Annotated in this window: 17 protein-coding genes; 6 read left to right on the plus strand and 11 right to left on the minus strand. The window is 41.0% G+C overall.

Going from position 1 to position 18026, the window contains the following annotated elements:
* Positions 1-271 precede the first annotated feature (271 nt).
* Genes ACTU7M_RS05795 through ACTU7M_RS05810 form a run of 4 tightly spaced genes read left to right on the plus strand, consistent with a single transcriptional unit; the run spans position 272 to position 3727 of the window.
* Positions 272-1471, plus strand: a complete 1200-nt coding sequence (locus ACTU7M_RS05795) for a betaine/proline/choline family ABC transporter ATP-binding protein (protein ID WP_443473441.1) — start codon at positions 272-274, stop codon at positions 1469-1471.
* Positions 1471-2112 (plus strand): ABC transporter permease, encoded by a 642-nt coding sequence (locus tag ACTU7M_RS05800; RefSeq protein ID WP_443473442.1) that lies wholly within the window; start codon positions 1471-1473, stop codon positions 2110-2112. The genes ACTU7M_RS05795 and ACTU7M_RS05800 overlap by 1 nt, the downstream gene beginning before the upstream one ends.
* Positions 2109-3065 carry an osmoprotectant ABC transporter substrate-binding protein gene (locus ACTU7M_RS05805; RefSeq protein ID WP_443473443.1) on the plus strand — a complete coding sequence of 319 codons (957 nt, stop codon included), beginning with the start codon at positions 2109-2111 and terminating at the stop codon, positions 3063-3065. The genes ACTU7M_RS05800 and ACTU7M_RS05805 overlap by 4 nt, the downstream gene beginning before the upstream one ends.
* The gene (locus tag ACTU7M_RS05810) at positions 3062-3727 is read left to right on the plus strand and encodes an ABC transporter permease (RefSeq protein ID WP_443473592.1); all 666 of its coding nucleotides are present in this window, start codon (positions 3062-3064) and stop codon (positions 3725-3727) included. The genes ACTU7M_RS05805 and ACTU7M_RS05810 overlap by 4 nt, the downstream gene beginning before the upstream one ends.
* Positions 3728-3772: 45 nt before the next feature.
* Here ACTU7M_RS05810 and ACTU7M_RS05815 read toward each other — a convergent pair whose 3' ends face one another.
* The gene (locus tag ACTU7M_RS05815; protein WP_443473444.1) at positions 3773-5500 is read right to left on the minus strand and encodes a phospho-sugar mutase; all 1728 of its coding nucleotides are present in this window, start codon (positions 5498-5500) and stop codon (positions 3773-3775) included.
* A gap of 258 nt (positions 5501-5758) precedes the next feature.
* Here ACTU7M_RS05815 and ACTU7M_RS05820 point away from each other — a divergent pair, with 258 nt between their 5' ends.
* Positions 5759-6544, plus strand: coding sequence for a transporter substrate-binding domain-containing protein (locus ACTU7M_RS05820; RefSeq protein WP_443473445.1), 786 nt, complete (start codon positions 5759-5761; stop codon positions 6542-6544).
* A gap of 56 nt (positions 6545-6600) precedes the next feature.
* On the opposite strand, the gene ACTU7M_RS05825 is transcribed toward ACTU7M_RS05820, so the two are convergent.
* The 4 genes from ACTU7M_RS05825 to ACTU7M_RS05840 form a co-directional block, all read right to left on the minus strand.
* Positions 6601-7467: a MurR/RpiR family transcriptional regulator gene (locus ACTU7M_RS05825; protein WP_443473446.1), complete on the minus strand. Its 867-nt coding sequence runs from the start codon at positions 7465-7467 to the stop codon at positions 6601-6603.
* Positions 7468-7546: 79 nt separating this feature from the next.
* The gene (locus tag ACTU7M_RS05830) at positions 7547-9043 is read right to left on the minus strand and encodes a PTS transporter subunit EIIC (RefSeq protein WP_443473447.1); all 1497 of its coding nucleotides are present in this window, start codon (positions 9041-9043) and stop codon (positions 7547-7549) included.
* A 22-nt stretch (positions 9044-9065) separates the two neighbouring features.
* Positions 9066-9959, minus strand: a complete 894-nt coding sequence (murQ, locus tag ACTU7M_RS05835; protein ID WP_443473448.1) for an N-acetylmuramic acid 6-phosphate etherase — start codon at positions 9957-9959, stop codon at positions 9066-9068.
* A 3-nt stretch (positions 9960-9962) separates the two neighbouring features.
* The gene (locus ACTU7M_RS05840) at positions 9963-11030 is read right to left on the minus strand and encodes a DUF871 domain-containing protein (protein ID WP_443473449.1); all 1068 of its coding nucleotides are present in this window, start codon (positions 11028-11030) and stop codon (positions 9963-9965) included.
* A 131-nt stretch (positions 11031-11161) separates the two neighbouring features.
* Here ACTU7M_RS05840 and ACTU7M_RS05845 point away from each other — a divergent pair, with 131 nt between their 5' ends.
* A complete protein-coding gene (locus ACTU7M_RS05845; RefSeq protein ID WP_443473450.1) occupies positions 11162-11785 on the plus strand; it encodes a histidine phosphatase family protein in 624 nt (207 codons plus the stop codon).
* Positions 11786-12229: 444 nt separating this feature from the next.
* On the opposite strand, the gene ACTU7M_RS05850 is transcribed toward ACTU7M_RS05845, so the two are convergent.
* The 6 genes from ACTU7M_RS05850 to hprK form a co-directional block, all read right to left on the minus strand.
* A complete protein-coding gene (locus tag ACTU7M_RS05850) occupies positions 12230-12889 on the minus strand; it encodes an amino acid ABC transporter permease (protein ID WP_443473451.1) in 660 nt (219 codons plus the stop codon).
* A 269-nt stretch (positions 12890-13158) separates the two neighbouring features.
* The gene (gene trxB / locus ACTU7M_RS05855) at positions 13159-14106 is read right to left on the minus strand and encodes a thioredoxin-disulfide reductase (protein WP_443473452.1); all 948 of its coding nucleotides are present in this window, start codon (positions 14104-14106) and stop codon (positions 13159-13161) included.
* A 61-nt stretch (positions 14107-14167) separates the two neighbouring features.
* Complete coding sequence (gene galU / locus ACTU7M_RS05860; RefSeq protein WP_443473453.1) at positions 14168-15055, minus strand: UTP--glucose-1-phosphate uridylyltransferase GalU; 888 nt, start codon at positions 15053-15055, stop codon at positions 14168-14170.
* 1 nt (position 15056) lies between these two features.
* The gene (locus tag ACTU7M_RS05865) at positions 15057-16094 is read right to left on the minus strand and encodes an NAD(P)H-dependent glycerol-3-phosphate dehydrogenase (protein ID WP_443473454.1); all 1038 of its coding nucleotides are present in this window, start codon (positions 16092-16094) and stop codon (positions 15057-15059) included.
* A complete protein-coding gene (gene lgt / locus ACTU7M_RS05870) occupies positions 16091-16948 on the minus strand; it encodes a prolipoprotein diacylglyceryl transferase (protein ID WP_443473455.1) in 858 nt (285 codons plus the stop codon). The genes ACTU7M_RS05865 and lgt overlap by 4 nt, the downstream gene beginning before the upstream one ends.
* Before the next feature lie 18 nt (positions 16949-16966).
* Positions 16967-17905, minus strand: coding sequence for an HPr(Ser) kinase/phosphatase (gene hprK, locus ACTU7M_RS05875; RefSeq protein ID WP_443473456.1), 939 nt, complete (start codon positions 17903-17905; stop codon positions 16967-16969).
* Positions 17906-18026: the final 121 nt, after the last annotated feature.

The raw sequence follows: 18026 nt of genomic DNA on the forward strand, positions 1-18026 counted from the left end.
GCCGGGCGTATCGAATACAAGCTACTAAAGAAAGCGCACACGCATAGAGTTCTTTGTCCAAATATGTAAACCGAGTAACTATATTGATAACCGTTTTAAAATTATGTTATAGCAGAGGAATGTTTTTTATAATTTTGCGAGAACCTAACTGTAACAAGATTGGAAGCGCCTATCTCTACTCTATTTCCAACCTGTTATTTTGCAATCTCACATTATAATTGCAATACTAATAAAAGCGAATTGTTCAAAATAAAATTACAGGGGGATACATATGATTGAATTTAGAAATGTAACTAAACTATACCCGAACGGGAAGAAAGCCGTTGATGATATTTCTCTGTCTTTTAAAAAAGGTGAATTTATTGTCTTTATCGGTACAAGCGGTAGTGGGAAGACAACCTCTATGCGGATGATTAACCGAATGATCAACCCTACCTCGGGAGAAATTCTTATTAACGGGGAAAACATACAAAAAATGAACGCTGTAGAATTGCGCCGGAAAATTGGGTATGTCATCCAACAAATCGGTTTGATGCCACACATGACCATTTACGAGAATATTGTTTTGGTTCCCAAATTGCTAGAATGGCCAGTAGAGAAGCAGCGCGAAACAGCGGAAAACTTGATCGACAAGGTAGACTTACCGCGTGATTTCCTGAATCGTTATCCCTCTGAACTTTCGGGCGGTCAACAACAACGGATTGGCGTTATTCGGGCTTTAGCTGCTAATCAAGATATTATTCTGATGGACGAACCATTTGGCGCATTAGACCCTATTACACGTGATGCCTTACAAGAATTAGTCAAACATCTCCAACAAGAAATGGGTAAAACCGTTGTTTTCGTAACACACGACATGGATGAGGCATTGAAATTAGCCGATCGTATCGTTGTTATGCAAGATGGCAAGGTCGTTCAGTTTGATACGCCGGATAATATTTTGGCACATCCAGCAAATGAATTTGTCGAAGACTTCATTGGTGAAACACGACTCACACAAGCACAAACAAATTTACGTACGGTCGAACAAATTATGAACCCGCGTGTCATCACGATAACACCGGAAGAATCATTAGGACAGGCGATAAGAGTGATGCGGACAGCCCGCGTGGACACCCTATTCATCGTTGACGAAGATAATCGTCTCTTAGGTATGCTGACCGTTGAAAATATTGAAAGTAACCGTCGTCGTGATGTAACAATTGGTGAGGTTATGGAAGAAGTCATGTTCGTGCGCGCGGGTACGCTCGTACGTGATGCCTTGCAAAGAATTTTGATTCTTGGTTACAAAAACATTCCCGTTGTGGATGAAGACGATCATCTACTTGGTTTAATTACCCGGGCATCAACTGTAGATATGGTTTACGATTCCATTTGGCGTGATGCCAATCTCGAAGAAATCGAAGAAGTAATGGAAACAACTTCTATCAGCGCTACTACAGAAACTGATACGAAGGAGTTGAACAGGTAATGGCATTTTTACAAAGTAATGGCTCTGAACTACTTTTTAAAATTGGCGAACATTTTCTCATTTCGTTTGTTGCTTTGATTTTAGGGACTATCGTAGCAGTTCCTTTAGGAATTTTGCTGACACGGTTTGAGAAAGCCTCGCGTTATGTCATAGGTTTTGTATCAATTCTTCAAACGGTTCCTTCTCTAGCACTACTTGCGCTAATGATTCCAATTTTTGGCGTTGGGAAGTTACCGGCTATCGTGGCTTTATTTATTTATTCTCTGCTTCCGATTTTACGTAATACCTTTATTGGTATAAACAATGTCAATGCGAATATTGTGGATGCCGCAAAAGGTATGGGGATGACACAAAGACAGCAAACTTTCAATGTGAAGTTACCTCTCTCGGCTCCAGTTATTATGTCCGGTATTCGTTTGTCGGGTGTGTATGTTGTAGCATGGGCTACACTTGCTTCATATATTGGTGCGGGAGGACTGGGAGATTTTATTTTTAACGGACTTAATGTATATGATCAAGAAATGATTATTTGGGGAACGATTCCCGTTACTCTTCTTGCTCTTCTTACTGATTTTATTCTTGGAAAACTTGAAACAGTCGTCTCTCCTAAGACAACATCAACGAAAGGAGCGGCAGCATGAATAAAATAAAAAAATATTTTTTAGTGCCTTTGTTGGTCCTTTTTCTATCGGCATGTACTTTGCCCGGTCTTGGTGCAACCTACTCCGATGAAGGAATTATCATAACAGGTGGGTCCACGACAGAAATGCAACTATTGGCTTATTTAGTTGAAGGAATGGTCACACATTATATCCCTGATGCCTCCATTGGCCTTGTTAACAATCTAGGTTCATCAACCCTGAATCATCAAGCTCTCATGGGCGGTGATGCTAATGTTTCGGCTGTAAGATACACGGGCACGTCTTTAACTGGCGAACTTGGAATGGACCCCATTACAGACCCTGACCTTGCTTTCGAAACAGTTGTAAAAGGCTTTGATGAAAAATTTAATCAAGTATGGTTCCCAAGTTTTGGCTTTGCGAATACTTACGCATTTTTGGTAACAAAGGATTTTTCAAAAGAATATAACGTAACGAAAGTAAGTGATTTAGCACAACATGCAGAAAGTTTAACCGCTGGAGTTGATAACTCATGGATGGAACGTGAAGGCGACGGGTACGATGCCTTCCGGGATTTGTACGGTTTCGATTTCGGTACGGTTTACCCCATGCAAATTGGGTTGGTGTACGACGCATTAGAGGCAGGCTCGATGGATGTGGTTCTTGGTTACTCCACTGACGGCCGGATTGCGAGTTATGACCTCGTTGTACTGGAGGACGACTTGCATTTGTTTCCACCATACGACGCTAGCCCCGTTGCATCCCAAGATATTCTGGAGCAGTATCCAGAACTTGAAACTGTTCTATTACGCATGCAAGATATCCTGACGGACGAAACAATGCAACAACTGAATTACGAAGTGGATAATAACTTAATCGAGCCCCAAAGAGCGGCCTATCAATTCTTGGAAGAAAATAATTACTTCGAAGAAAAAGACATCACACCCCTGAAGGAGCGAGAATTATGGCAATGAATGAAATGAATACTTTAGAGCAACTCATTTTTTATTTTTCCGAAAATGGGATGTATGTGCTTAGTCAATTTTGGCGCCACTTCTTAATCTCCATTTATGGGGTACTTTTTGCTGCGTTGATCGGTATCCCGCTTGGATTTGTTATATCGAAGCGAGGTAAGCTGGCTGAATGGGTTGTTGGAATTGCCAATGTTATCCAAACGATTCCATCTTTGGCTTTACTCTCAATTTTAATGTTGGGTTTGGGTTTAGGTGCCGATACAGTCATAGCCACGGTATTTTTATATTCTCTTTTACCTATCATCAAAAACACATATACCGGGGTTCGTAGTGTGGATGCATCCTTACTTGATACAGGTAAAGGGATGGGCATGACACGTATGCAACTGACCACGATGGTTGAATTACCACTTTCTCTTTCAGTCATCATGGCTGGCATTCGGAATGCCCTGGTCGTTGGTATCGGAGTCACCTCAATCGGAACTTTTATCGGTGCCGGTGGACTTGGTGACATCATTACGCGTGGTGTCAATGCAACTGATGGTGGTGCGATTATATTAGCCGGCGCCATTCCAACAGCTTTAATGGCAATTATTACGGACTTGGTTTTAGAATATTTAGAAAAACGTTTAGATCCTTCCAGACGTCTATCGAATAGATAAAAAAATCCATTACGACCTCAATCGGCCGTAATGGATTTTTCTTTTTTATACTTGTGTAAGTTCCTTAATCGTTGCTTCGAATTGACCTACCTTCGTGTCAACCGCTCCTTGGTCCGTTGCCTTCGCTCCGATGTAGAACTTGATTTTCGGTTCTGTTCCACTTGGACGTATTGCTATCCAACTGCCGTCCTCCAAGGTATATTTCAATACGTTTGAACTTGGCATCTCAATTGCTTCAGTAGAGCCATCCTGGAATGTTGTTGTACGCATTTGGAAGTCTTCTGTTTGCGTCACGTGGAAACCAGCGAATTCCGTTGGTGGATTTTCGCGGAATTTTGCCATCAATGCTTTAATTTTTTCAGCACCTGTTATACCACTCATTGTGACAGAAATAGTATTTTCTTTGTAGAAACCATGCTGTTCAAATAATTCCACAAGGCCATCATAAAGTGTTTGGCCTTTTTTCTTATAATAGGCTGCTACTTCAGCCAACAGTACCAATGCTTGAATCGCGTCTTTATCACGTACAAATGGTTTTACCAAATAGCCATAGCTTTCTTCAAAACCAAATTGGAAGGTTTGGCTTCCATCTTCTTCATACTGTTTAATCTTCTCAGCAATAAATTTGAATCCAGTCAGGACATCAATCATCTTTACGCCATATGATTCAGCAATAACCGTTGGGAATTCACTGGATACGATGGATTTCAACACAACTGAATTTTCCGGTAATTGGTTTGCTTCTTTTTTAGCCAATAATAGGTAGTTGACCATTAAGGAAGCGATTTGATTTCCTGTAAGCACTTCATACGTTCCATCGCTCTTGCGGACAGCTGCTCCTAGACGGTCTGCATCCGGATCCGTCGCTACCAAAATATCAGCACCGATTTCTTTTCCTAATTTTTCTGCATATTCAAACGCTCCCGCATCTTCAGGGTTAGGTGATTTTACAGTTGGGAAATCTGAATCTGGATCCGCTTGTTCAGGGACTAAAGTAAAGTTTTCAAAACCAGCGTTTTTCAAGGCACGTTCGCCCAACATTTTTCCTGTACCATGTAGAGGTGTAAACACCAATGACATCTCTTTACTCATCTCAGCGATAAGTTCAGGGTTCACCGTAACAGCTTTAACTTCTTCCAAATAAACGTGATCGACTTCTTCGCCAATCATATGCAATAAACCAGACGCTTCTAATTCTTCATCACTCATAACCGCAACATCCAATGGTGATTCAATAGCGCGGATGTAGTCTGTCAATGCTGCTGCATCATCCGGTGGCATTTGCCCACCGTCTTCACCGTAAACTTTATAACCATTATATTCCGCTGGGTTGTGACTAGCAGTAATCATAATTCCTGTTAAGGTGTTAAGATGACGTACTGCGAAAGATAATTCAGGAGTGGGACGTAATGATTCGAAAACATAAGCTGGAATACCATGGGCTGCCAATGTTTTTGCAGATTCCATAGCGAACTCAGGGGACATCCGTCTTGAATCATAGGCAATTGCTACCCCACGTTTTTTTTCTTCTTCACCCTTTGATTCCATCAAGCGTGCTAACCCTTCAGTTGCTTGGCGCACTGTGTAAATATTCATGCGATTGATTCCAGCACCGAGAACGCCACGCATCCCTGCTGTGCCAAATTCCAGCGGCGAATAAAAAGCATCCTTTATTTCGTCATCATTGCCATCAAGTCGGGTTAAGTCTATTCGTAATTGTGAATCCAAATCTTTATGTGATTTCCATACTTCATAAGTTTGCATGTAACTCATTTCAATACCCCCATCAATTCACTTTTCTTATATTATATCATTCTTTTTATATTCTTCGATAGGCAGTTCCAAAATCGCATATGTTACATTTTGTTACATTGTATGTTAGAATTACATTAAAATAATTTTCGTTCCAGCCTCTCATTACATTGACACGGTGAAAATGCGGTGGTATTCTTTAGAAACAAGAAAACACCTATTTCGAGCGTCTTGAACGTGTAACAATAGGTGACACACCTTACCTTCAGGAGGGATTTTATGAAACATAAAAAAATATTTGGACTTGCTGCCTTTGCACTAACAACTTCGTTTTTAGTCGCATGTGGTTCTGACGATACTGCCACTGATGAATCTGGATCGAATGCTGATTCCCAAACATACGTTATTGGAACAGACACAACTTTTGCGCCATTTGAGTTTGAGGACGACAATGGTGATTTCGTAGGGATCGATATCGATCTTTTGGCAGCTATTGCTGAAGATCAAGGTTTTGATTACGAATTACGGACACTAGGCTTTAACGCTTCTGTGACTGCTTTGGAAGCTGGCCAAGTGGATGGCGTTATCGCAGGTATGTCGATTACCGATGAGCGCGAATTGAAGTATGACTTCTCAGATGCTTATTATCAATCTGCAACAGGGGTAGGAGTGGATCCTACTAAAGGATACACAGAATTAGCTGACTTGGAAGGCCAACAAGTTGTTGCCAAAACAGGTACAGAAGGTGCAGCCTATGCCGAAAGCATCAAGGACGAATATGGTTTCACTGTAAAATACGTTGAAGATTCTGCTACAATGTACCAAGACGTATTAACCGGTAACTCTGCTGCCGCTTTTGAAGATTACGCTGTAATCCAATATGAAATCACACGTGGTATGGGACTGGAAGTTATCCACGAGTCTGAAGGTTCTTCAGAATACGGCTTTGCTACATTGAAAGACAAACAACCCGAATTAGTGGAAATGTTTAATGCTGGTTTGAAAAACTTAAGAGACAGCGGTAAGTACGATGAAATTCTTGCTAAATATCTTGGCGAAGAATAAAAATTAACCCCTCATCAAGATAGACGAATCACGCGTCTATCTTGATGAGGGGTTTTTTAGTTATTGTCCATTTCCATAATGTTACTGAAATTCGCAATGGCCTTGCGTGAGAGCTCTAGATATTCGATATTATCCTCATATTTTTTGGTCATGAAATGGTAAAATAAAATATCTATGGCATACATTTGCGTCAGTAAAGAAATCGTTGCACCACTGCGAAGCGGTGCTTCGTTCGTGTCTGCCATTTTTAGAGCGATGTCGGCTAAGCGACTAAGTGAATTATCAGAATCCTTCGTCAAAGAGATGGTATAGGCACCAGTTTTTTTTGCAATTTCCATCAATACCTGCCCTTCTCTCTTTTCACCACTATTCGAAATCCCAAAATAAACTGCATCTTTAGGGGCGATAGCTAACGCGGCAACCAATTCGTGTTGGTCTTGGGTACAAATAACTTGTTTACCAATACGAGTCAGTTTTTGCTTCAAGTCCATCGCTACCAGAAACGAAGCTCCGAGACCATACGCATAGATCACTGGACTTTTAACCATCAATAAGACCGCTTGTTCCAATGCGTCATTTACCAAGGTATTGTTCGTTCTTTCCAACATATAATTTGTATTCCAAAGCATTTTCTTCTTAATCTCATCAAGGTTTTCATCTGGAGAAATATCTGTATAGCTTGCTGCTTCTATCTCATTGGAGACAGCCGATAACTGAAGTTTCAATTCAGTGTATCCCTTGACCCCAATGGAGCGACAAAAACGGATGACAGCAGCAGGGCTGGATTCCGCCATTTTAGCCAAATCAGCGGCACTCATTTGAATGATATCGAGCGGGTGCGCTAAAATAATCTTAGCAATTTTCCGCTCCGATTTCGGTAGCTTCGGTAACTTTTCTTTGACGGTAAGCAATATATTTTGCATGGTCGTCACCCTCCTTTTCATTTAAAAAAGCGGTGAATCAATAAAATCTTGATTCTACCGCTTTAATCATTTTACCCGTTTATTTAAATTCTGCCAATGGGTCTACTGGCTGTGATGCATTTCCGTTAATCTCAGTCGGTTCCATTGCTTCTTTAGGGATACCAAAGAAGTAAGTAGCAAGGAAGCCACCTAGATAGGCTGCAAGCAAACCTAATACATAGCCCCACCACATACCATCAGGAATTAAGGGAATCAACGCAACACCACTTGGCCCGATTGCAGTAGCACCAATATTTCCGATACCACCAATAACAGCACCACCTATCCCGCCACCAATACAGGCAGTGATAAAGGGACGCCCAAGTGGTAATGTGACAGCATAGATTAACGGTTCACCAATTCCTAAAATACCTACTGGCAGTGACCCTTTAATAATATTCGTTAATTGTTTGTTACGACGACACTTCACCCAAAGAGCAATCGCTGCACCAACTTGTCCGGCACCTGCCATGGCTAAAATCGGCAATAACAATGTTTTTCCGGCTGAAGCAATCATCTCAATATGTACAGGTGTCAGCACTTGATGCAAACCAAACATAACGAGCGGCAAGAATGTTGCACCCAGAATAAATCCAGCAACTGCTCCACCCACTTCCAATACCCAACTAATTGTTCCAACTAGACTTGTTGAAATAAAGCCAGCCACTGGCATAATCAAGAATATAGTTACCAAGCCCACTACAAGCAAGGATACGGTTGGCGTTACAATAATATCAATTTCATTTGGCACGACTTTACGTAAGTTCTTTTCAATAATGGATAGTAAATAAACTGCAATAATAACACCGATAACGCCACCTTGCCCTGCTGAAAGAGGGTCTCCCGTAAGGATATTCGGGATTGGCGTTTCCACATTCATTCCATTAAGATAGATAACACCGGCAATAACCCCACCCAGACCTTCAGTTGCACCAAAAACACGTGCTGCATTAATACCGATATAAATATTAAGGTAAGCAAAAAGACCATTTTGTAAGATTTTCAGAACTTGGAAAATATTTGTCCAGATTTCCGGGTCAATTGAACCCGCCGTCATCAAGTTCTGGATAATCGAGGCAATCCCACCAATGATACCTGCTCCAACAAAGGCTGGAATTAAAGGTACAAAAATACTCGCAATTACTTTCAGAGCGCGTTTAAATGGGGTATCATTGCGCTTTTTCTGCTCGCTTTTGGTTTGTGATGCAATTTTTTCAGCTTCGCTTCGACCACTTGTCAATTCCTGATCTAAATTTTCGTTTAAGCTAGCTCCTCTTTCAACACCGGCAGTTTCCGACATTGCTGCTGCTACTTTTGCTGCCGTTCCCGGTCCCACCACGACTTGTAGCGTATCACCGTCTTCGACAACACCCATTACACCATCAACTTTTTTCAAGGCATCCATATCGACTTGTGTATCATCACGTAAATCAATCCGCACACGTGTCATACAGTTATATACTTTTTCAGCATTATTGGGGCCGCCAATATTGCTATAAATATCTCTTGCTAAGCGTTGTTCTTTTGATTCAGCCATTTGTATTTTCCTCCTGTATATTTTATTTTTTTATTGCGTCGTGAATAAATCCCTGCGACTTGCTAAGCTTTAATTCCGCCTCCTCTCGCTTACTGTCCGTCAACAGCATCACAATTGCCAACTTGACCTGATTACCGGAAGCTTCAAATGCCTTGGCTGCATCTTCATAACTGCATTCGGTCGCTTCCATAATAATCCGTTTGGAACGCTCTTCCAGTTTCTCGTTGGTTGGTTGAACGTCCACCATCAGATTCTGGTAAACTTTCCCGATACCTACCATAGAACACGTTGACAACATATTTAATATTAGCTTTTGAGCCGTACCTGCTTTTAGTCGGGTCGAGCCAGTCAAAATTTCTGGACCTGCATCCACTTCAATGGGAATTTGGCTAAATTTACTGATTTCTGCATCCCTGTTACAGGCAATCGTCACAGTATGAGCTTCAATTGTCTTAGCATATTGCAAGCCACCGATGACATAAGGTGTACGCCCGCTAGCGGCTATACCAACTACAACATCATTTTTTGTGAGTTTCAAGTTCTCCAAATCTTTTTGACCTAACTCCTTGGAGTCCTCTGCTCCTTCAACCGCTTTGGTCATTGCGCGTTCACCACCAGCAATGAGTCCTACTACTACATCGGAGGATACACCAAATGTAGGCACACACTCAGCGGCATCCAGTACACCTAAACGCCCACTCGTCCCTGCTCCCATATAAATCAAGCGACCACCCGATTTAAGCGATGCCACTATGACTTCAACAGCTTTCCCAATCTCAGGCAGAGCTATTTTTATGGCATCTGCAACCTTTGCATCTTCTTGATTCATAAGCTCCAGCATTTCCGGGATGGTCATTTTATCAAGGTTCATCGTTTGAGGATTTCGTCTTTCTGTTGTTAGTTTTCCTAAATCCATCTATTATTCCTCCCATATTATTTTGAATTTTTGGCCTGCTTTACAGTATTTAATTAAGTTTTGATCACGTTCTATTATTCGTCCCATGACATTGACACGATCATCTCGGGCTAAGTTTCTTTTTGTAATTTGCATTTCTCCCGCATAACGACCGTATTGCTCGTTATCAAGGGTGATAGTTCCAATCGGGCGTCTTTCAGTATACCTTGGTTCAATTGGGGCTTCCTTCAACAATCGCGCTTCTTGGCTGCGAATAGCATCTCGGGCAGCATCCATCCGATTAGTATGGACACCTTGCATATAGCTTGGTATCGCTTCCACGCTTTGTCCAATTAACGAGGCATGAAACAAAATGATTGCTTCTGTCACATAATAGCCAAATTGCTCTTTAGTGCGTTTTTCAATACCGGGATCACCAATATAAACTTTGTCGACATGACAATCATTCAACAGCTCCAATGCGCCACTAAAAGGTGCTCCACCTCTATGTTTTTCTAATGTGGGTAATCCTTGTTGGAGCGGCCCGCGTTTCTTGCCATCACCCGGAACAAATGCCATCACTTTAAAACCAACCTCTTTTAACCACTCATTTTGTTTTTGAAACGCCTTTTTACCAAGTCCCGTTTCCGGACGAGGATAGTAGTTATGCCAAGCTTCCATATTCTCAAAATTGGCACTATGTTTGCGTAAAATAGTTAAATCATCCTCGGAAATGGTACTGGCATTAAGTGCAATACCCATCACTTGGCTAGCCTTCGCCACAATTTCCATTGATATACCGTAATCAATACGAATTCCGGTAAGACCCATTTTTTTGAGCGGAGATAAGTCGTTAAATGAAACTCCCAGTTTATCAAGAGCTGCTCCGGAAATGTCGACCACAAGTTCTAGGTTATTCTTCCTGGAGAATGTTCCCAGTTTTTGTAATCCATCTAGATATTTGTTATTATCTTCTTCAGGAATATGAATCGAAGTAAAAATACCTTTGAAGCCGTGCTCAACCATTTCAGTCATGTAGTTGTATGTTTCTTGAGTGAAGTCCTCGTTTAAGAAAATTGAGAATCCAAACATAGTACGCCCCTTTCTGGAAACGTTTTTTTATGCCTTCATTATAACAAAATGAAATTTTATTTCAACATAAAACATCTTAATAGCTTTAAATTAATTTATGTTAAAATAATATTTCAAAGGGGATGGTTTTTTTGCAACAACTCTATTTTGTGCGACATGGTCAAACAAAGCTCAATGCCGCCAATCACGTACAAGGAGGAGCTATTGATTCTCCGTTATTAGAAAAAAGTATCGAAGATGCGAGGAAAACCGGTAAATTTTTATGCCAAACAAGCATTTCTCGAGCCATAAGCAGTCCACAAATCCGGGCATGGGATACCGCTAAATATATCTTGGATGAATTTAAATCGGATATTCCTTTAGAAAAAGATGATTTATTAAAGGAGTTTGGCTATGGAAAATGGGAAGGATTATACATTCCCTCGATAGCGGAAAAACATCCTGAAATATTTTATCACTTGCGTCATGAGCCGCACCTGTATAACCCTTCTTTGTTTGGAGGTGAAACGTACCAAGATCTCATAGCCCGTGGGACAAAATCTATTCTTTTCCATGCGGAAAAACAGCCACAATCAGATCTTTTATTTGTTGGACACAGTATTCTTTGGACAGCCACTCTGCTTTCGTTGGTAGGCTTCGAGTTAAAAGATATACGCTCTCAGTCCCCCTTAGCAAACACAAGCATCACCCGCTTAATTAAGGACAATGAAGGATTTCATCTTGATATGTGGAACTTTACAGATCATTTAGTATGAACAAAAAGGGTTCTTGGTTATCTGGCGTTGGTGAAGGAAATGCCCTTCGGCGTGTTTGCTTGTGTACTGCCGTAGGACCGCCCTGAGCCTGTAGTCTCCGGGCTTGCAGGCCTCAAAGGGGAGGGTGAGACTTTTGTCTCACCCTCTTTCCTGTATACGAATATCTGTATTCTAAACGTGCGACAAAAGGCAGCCCCGACGTCCACTTCACGAATAATGCTCAGATGGCCTGCGACCATCTTGCGCTTATTCGCTCCAGTGGTTCGGGGCTAACCGCCTTTTGTCCCACTTCCCCCTACTTTCGCATTGCATCCTTGACACGGCCACAAGCAACCCCACCGTCCTTCGGGATTTCCAAGAAGAATACCTACCAACACCATAAATAATAGAACCACAAAAAGAAGCGGGAGCCCTGAATAATCAGGGCTCCCGCTTCTTTTTTATTTACCTACTGCTTTTTGAAACTCTCAATTCAACTTTATTAGCGATGATGGTCAAAATAGAAATAACCACTAAATAATACAAAGCAACAATCGACCACATACGGATGGTTTCCATGTTGTTCGCTGTGATGATTTTACCATTCATTGTTAATTCACGAACCCCGATAATGGATAGTAAAGAGGTATCCTTCAAGGTAATAATAAACTGATTAATCATAGAAGGGAGCATTATGCGCAACGCTTGCGGTAATACAACCTTACTCATTGATTTATTATAAGGAAGACCTAAACTACGAGCTGCTTCCATTTGTCCCTTATCGATGGATTCAATCCCACCCCGTACAATTTCTGCTATATAGGCTCCCGCATTCAAGCTCATTGTGATAACCCCGGCTTGCCATTCAGTCAGTTTCAGACCGGTCGCCATCGGAATACCAAAATAGACGAAGTAAATTTGAACCAGCAAAGGCGTTCCACGAATAAGCCAAATATAAACATTTGATAGTGATTGTAGCACCTTGTTGTTAGATACTTTCATAAGCCCGAAGACAACCCCGAGGATCAGTCCGAAAAGTAAAGAAAACAGCGTAATTTGAACGGTTTGCCACATGGCATCCATAAAGGAAGGAAAATGTTCCAACAACAATTCAAAAAATAACATTTTTCATCATCCTATCTATTTATATGTAAGAAGTTTACAAAATAAAAAAAGCATCTACAAGTGCTTTTCAAGGTAATTATGAGCGTTCACTCATTTTACCAGTATTTGTAATAGAATAGCACATTCCCTTATTACCGTCAATATTTCTGACGACGCCATCGCATAATAGCAATATTCTCATAGCTTTTTGGTCTATCGCATTTCGATATGGTGAAGATAACAAATACAAAAAAGCTCACCCATCATGGGAAATGGGTGAGTAATTACAGTTATTTAACTTCGTTGCGTTCGTTCCATGATTCTACATAATGGAAAGTACGGTTACCGGCCTCCGCACCATCACCCACTGCTGTAGTGATTTGACGCAGTGATTTTTTCCGTACATCACCAACTGCAAAAATACCAGGTACAGTTGTTTCCATGTACTCATTGGTCAAAACCCAACCTTCTTCATCAGTGATGTTAAGGTCTACAAAAGCATCCGTTTGTGGCAAAATACCCACATATACAAACACACCATCAGTAGCGTGCGTACTAACTTCACCGGTTTTTACGTTTTTGGTTATAACACCAGTCACTTTATTACCATCACCTTGAATTTCTTCTACCACTGTGTCCCAGACAAAATCTACTTTTTCATTTTTGAATGCACGATCTTGTAAAATCTTTTGGGCACGCAATGAATCACGGCGATGAATAATATCAACCTCTGAAAATTGTGTTAAGTATGTTCCTTCCTCAACTGCAGAATCCCCGCCACCTACAACGACAAGTTCTTTGTTACGGAAAAAGGCGCCATCACAAACGGCACAATAAGAAACACCGCGTCCGTTATACTGGTCTTCACCGGGAACATTCAATTTTCTATGCTGTGAGCCGGTTGCAATAACAACCGCTTTTGTTTTATAACTTTTCTTACCAGCCTCAATAATATGGTAATTGTCTTCTTGTTTAATACCTTTCACGTCTCCATAGACATGCTCGGCACCAAAACGCATTGCACTATTATACATTTTATCCGCTAATTCTGGGCCCAAGATGGAGTCATAACCAGGATAGTTTTCTACTTCCGCTGTATTGATTAACTCTCCTCCTGGAACGCCTCTTTCTAAAATAAGCGTTCTTAAATTCGAACGAGACGCATACAGGGCCGCTGTCATACCGCCTGGACCTGCACCGATGATGACAACATCGTAAATTTTTTCTGTTTGTTCCATGGTTTTCTCCCTTCAATACCAACATTCACTTCTTTATTATAACGAGGTTCGTTATTTTAGGCTATTTTTCTGCCTGTTCAAGGCTTTCACCTAACGTAATAATATAATCTTTTAATTTATCCTTCATTTCTGGATGTTGAAGGCCATACGTAATGCTAGTAGCCAAGAAACCAAATTTGTCTCCCACATCAAATCGCTGACCTTTAAAGTTTTTGGCAAATACACGTTGTGTTTTATTCAATGTGTCAATGGCATCCGTCAATTGAATTTCGCCACCTGCTCCAACTTCTTGTTTTTCTAAAATTTCGAAGATTTCTGGTGTCAATAAGTAACGACCGATAATGGCATAGTTACTCGGTGCATCTTCGGGTTTTGGTTTTTCCACAAAACGACGTACATTTAGGAGTCCTTCTTCCAATTGGTTATCTGGATCGATAATACCATATTTCGAAGTCTCTTCATGGGGTACTTCCATAACTGCAATCGTTGAAGCGTACGTTTTTTCATAACCTTCAATTAGTTGCCTTGTCAAAGGAACCTCGTCCACCATTAAGTCGTCACCCAACATAACCACAAATGGTTCATCTCCTACAAATGCTTTCGCTTGGAGAACTGCATGCCCTAATCCCAGTGGATAAGATTGTCGTACAAAATGAATACGAATCCCTGTTGTTTCTTGAACCAATTTCAATAAATCATCTTTACCTTTATCTCTTAGGTTTGTTTCTAATTCAACATTGGAGTCAAAGTGGTCCTCGATTGGACGTTTACTCTTTCCAGTTACGATTAAAATATCTTCTATACCTGACTCGATTGCTTCTTCTACAATAAACTGAATGGTTGGCTTATCAACAATGGGTAACATTTCTTTTGCCATTGCTTTAGTTGCCGGTAAAAAACGTGTTCCAAATCCTGCTGCTGGAATAACTGCTTTTTTAACTTTTTTCAATTTATTCTTCCTCCGATTTCAGTTTAGATGTGCTATGTTCTGCTTTACTATCTCGTAACATAAGATCTTCGATTACCTCATCTACATGCGCATTTTCAAACAGGACACGGTAAATGGCAGTCGTAATTGGCATATCGATTCCTTTTTCTTGAGCCAATTCGTAGGCCGCTTTAGTTGTTTCAACACCTTCCACAACCATACCCATATTCGCCAATATTTCATCCAATGGCACGCCCTTACCAATCAAGTTTCCAGCACGCCAGTTTCTGGAGTGAACACTTGTGGCTGTAACAACTAAGTCACCCACGCCACTTAACCCGATAAAAGTTAAGGGATCTGCACCAAATGCAACGCCCAAACGGCTGATTTCAGCCAATCCACGGGTAATTAAAGCCGCTTTGGCATTATCACCATAGCCAAGGCCTACTAATGCCCCAGCACCAACAGCGATAATGTTTTTCAATGCTGCGCCTAGTTCAACCCCGATGACGTCACCATTTGTATAAACCCGAAAGTAGTTATTCATAAATAATTTTTGAACTTCTGCACGAGCAGCCGTTGATGAAGAAGCGGCCGTGATGGTTGTAATATCCCTTTTGGCAACTTCCTCTGCATGGCTCGGTCCGGATAAAACAACGATTCCATTGTGTTTGTCAGCGTCCATCTCTTCGTCGATAATCACTGAAATACGTTTATGGGTTACTTGTTCCAAGCCTTTACTTGCATGAATCAAAATGGGCCTTTGCTTTCCATCAAGAATGGCATTCACTTGTTGTGAGACAGAACGAATCGCTTTTGTTGGAATGACGAATAAAATAAAATCAACATCTTTCAACGCTTCTTCCAGTTTTGTGTATGCCACAATCGTCTCTCTCAACTTTAATCCAGGTAAATAATGCTCATTTGTATGTTTTTCATTAATCTCGTCAATTTGCGCCGGGACGTTTCCCCAAATATTAACATAGTGGCCATTTTCACTTAAGACCATTGCTAAAGCTGTCCCCCAGGATCCAGCTCCTAAAACGGCAATTTTTTTCATTTTTTAAACTCCTTCGACGTGTTCATTCCCAGATTAATTTCCGTATAATAGGGATCTTTTGGATAGTGATTATACCGACGGAAAGCCCAGGCAGCAATTGCCGCCACAATCAACACGATAGAAAGCAATTGTGAGACACGGATGTTGGCAAATAAATACAAGCTGTCCGTGCGCATACCTTCGATAAAGAAACGGCCAAAGGCATACCAAATGACATAAGCGAAAAAGACTTCCCCTTCACGAAGCAATTTAGGTCTTCTGCGTAGATATAAAATAATTAAAAAGCCCAATAGGGACCAGAGTGATTCATAAAGAAAGGTCGGATGGTAATAGACACCGTTGATATTCATTTGATTAATAATGAATTCCGGTAAAAACAAGCCCTCCAAAAATTCACGGGTTACTTCTGCACCATGGGCTTCTTGGTTAATGAAGTTACCCCAACGTCCGATTGACTGTGCAATCAATACGCCAGGAGCCAAAACATCCAAAGTCAACATAAATGGAACCTTTTTGTTTTTGGAAAAGAAGTAAACGACGATGGCCCCCGTAATCAAGGCACCATAAATCGCTATGCCCCCGTTCCAAATTTGCAGAATCTGACCGGGATTCGCCAAGTAATAATCAAGTTCAAACAGCACATAATAAGCTCTTGCACCTAGTATTGCGATTGGAACTGCCCAGAAAGCCAAGTCCAGAATATAATCCTGAGGCATACCTTTACGGTCACCTTCATTAGAAGCAAGATACATGGCAATCATTATCCCGATGCCGATAATTACACCATACCAGGCTACTTCAAAACTGCCGATCCTAATCGCTATGGGATCAATAGCCGCTAAAAGTTTATTCATTTTATTCCTCCATTTAAACTAAATTTCCTTGCGCGAATTTTCCTTGATCAGGTTCTCTAAATTCCGTTCAAATGTTTCTGCTGCATTATAACCCATCGTTTTCGCACGGTAATTCATAGCTGCCATTTCAACGATAATCGCCAAATTACGACCTGTTTTTACAGGAACCGTAATCTTTGGTATTTGGACATCTAAAATTGAAACTAATTCTTCATCAGTACCTAGACGTTCAAATTTTTTATCTTGGGTCCATAAGGCCAAGTTAACGATTAAGTTGACTTCATTCGTTTGTTTGACGGCACCAGCTCCAAATAAAGTCATGACGTCCATTATGCCGATACCACGGATTTCAATCAAATGACGTAAAATAGAAGGTGCTTCCCCCATCAAGGTATCATCATCATGTTGATAAAGGTCAATCCTGTCATCCGCAACGAGGCGGTGCCCTTTTTGGATTAATTCCAAGGCTGTTTCAGATTTTCCAACGCCAGAATCACCGGTAATCATGACGCCCATCCCGAATACATCCACCAATACACCGTGCATGGATATACGTTCAGCCAAGCGACTTTCCAGGAAGTTTGTGACATTACTTGATACACGAGTCGTTTTTGATGTAGCTTGCAACAGTGGAATACCAGCTTCTTGACACGCTTTGATCAATTCAGCAGGCGGATCGATGCGACGCGCAATGATGAAACAAGGTGTCTCTTTTTGACAAAGACGACGCATGATGATTAAGCGTTCTTCTGAAGACATCCGCGCTAAAAAGGATGTTTCCGTTTGGCCCATAAGTTGGACACGCCAAGACGGATAAAAATTGAAATAGCCTGTTAGTTCAACGCCTGGACGGTGGATTTCAGTTGACGTAATTTCTTTATTTAAAAATTCTTCGCCAATAATAACTTTAAATGTAGAAGCCTTAATCAGTTCTTTAATGGTTACTCTATTCGGCATTGCATTCCCTCACTCTATAAATATAGTATGATTTCTCGTTCGATTCTCAATTCAAGTTTTCCTATTAATCTTAACATTATTGGGGCTTGTAAGAAAGGCAAAAAGTTTAGAGGCTTTTCTG

Origin of the sequence: Jeotgalibaca sp. A122 (assembly GCF_052266715.1) — a bacterium.
Classification (GTDB): Bacteria; Bacillota; Bacilli; order Lactobacillales; family Aerococcaceae; genus Jeotgalibaca.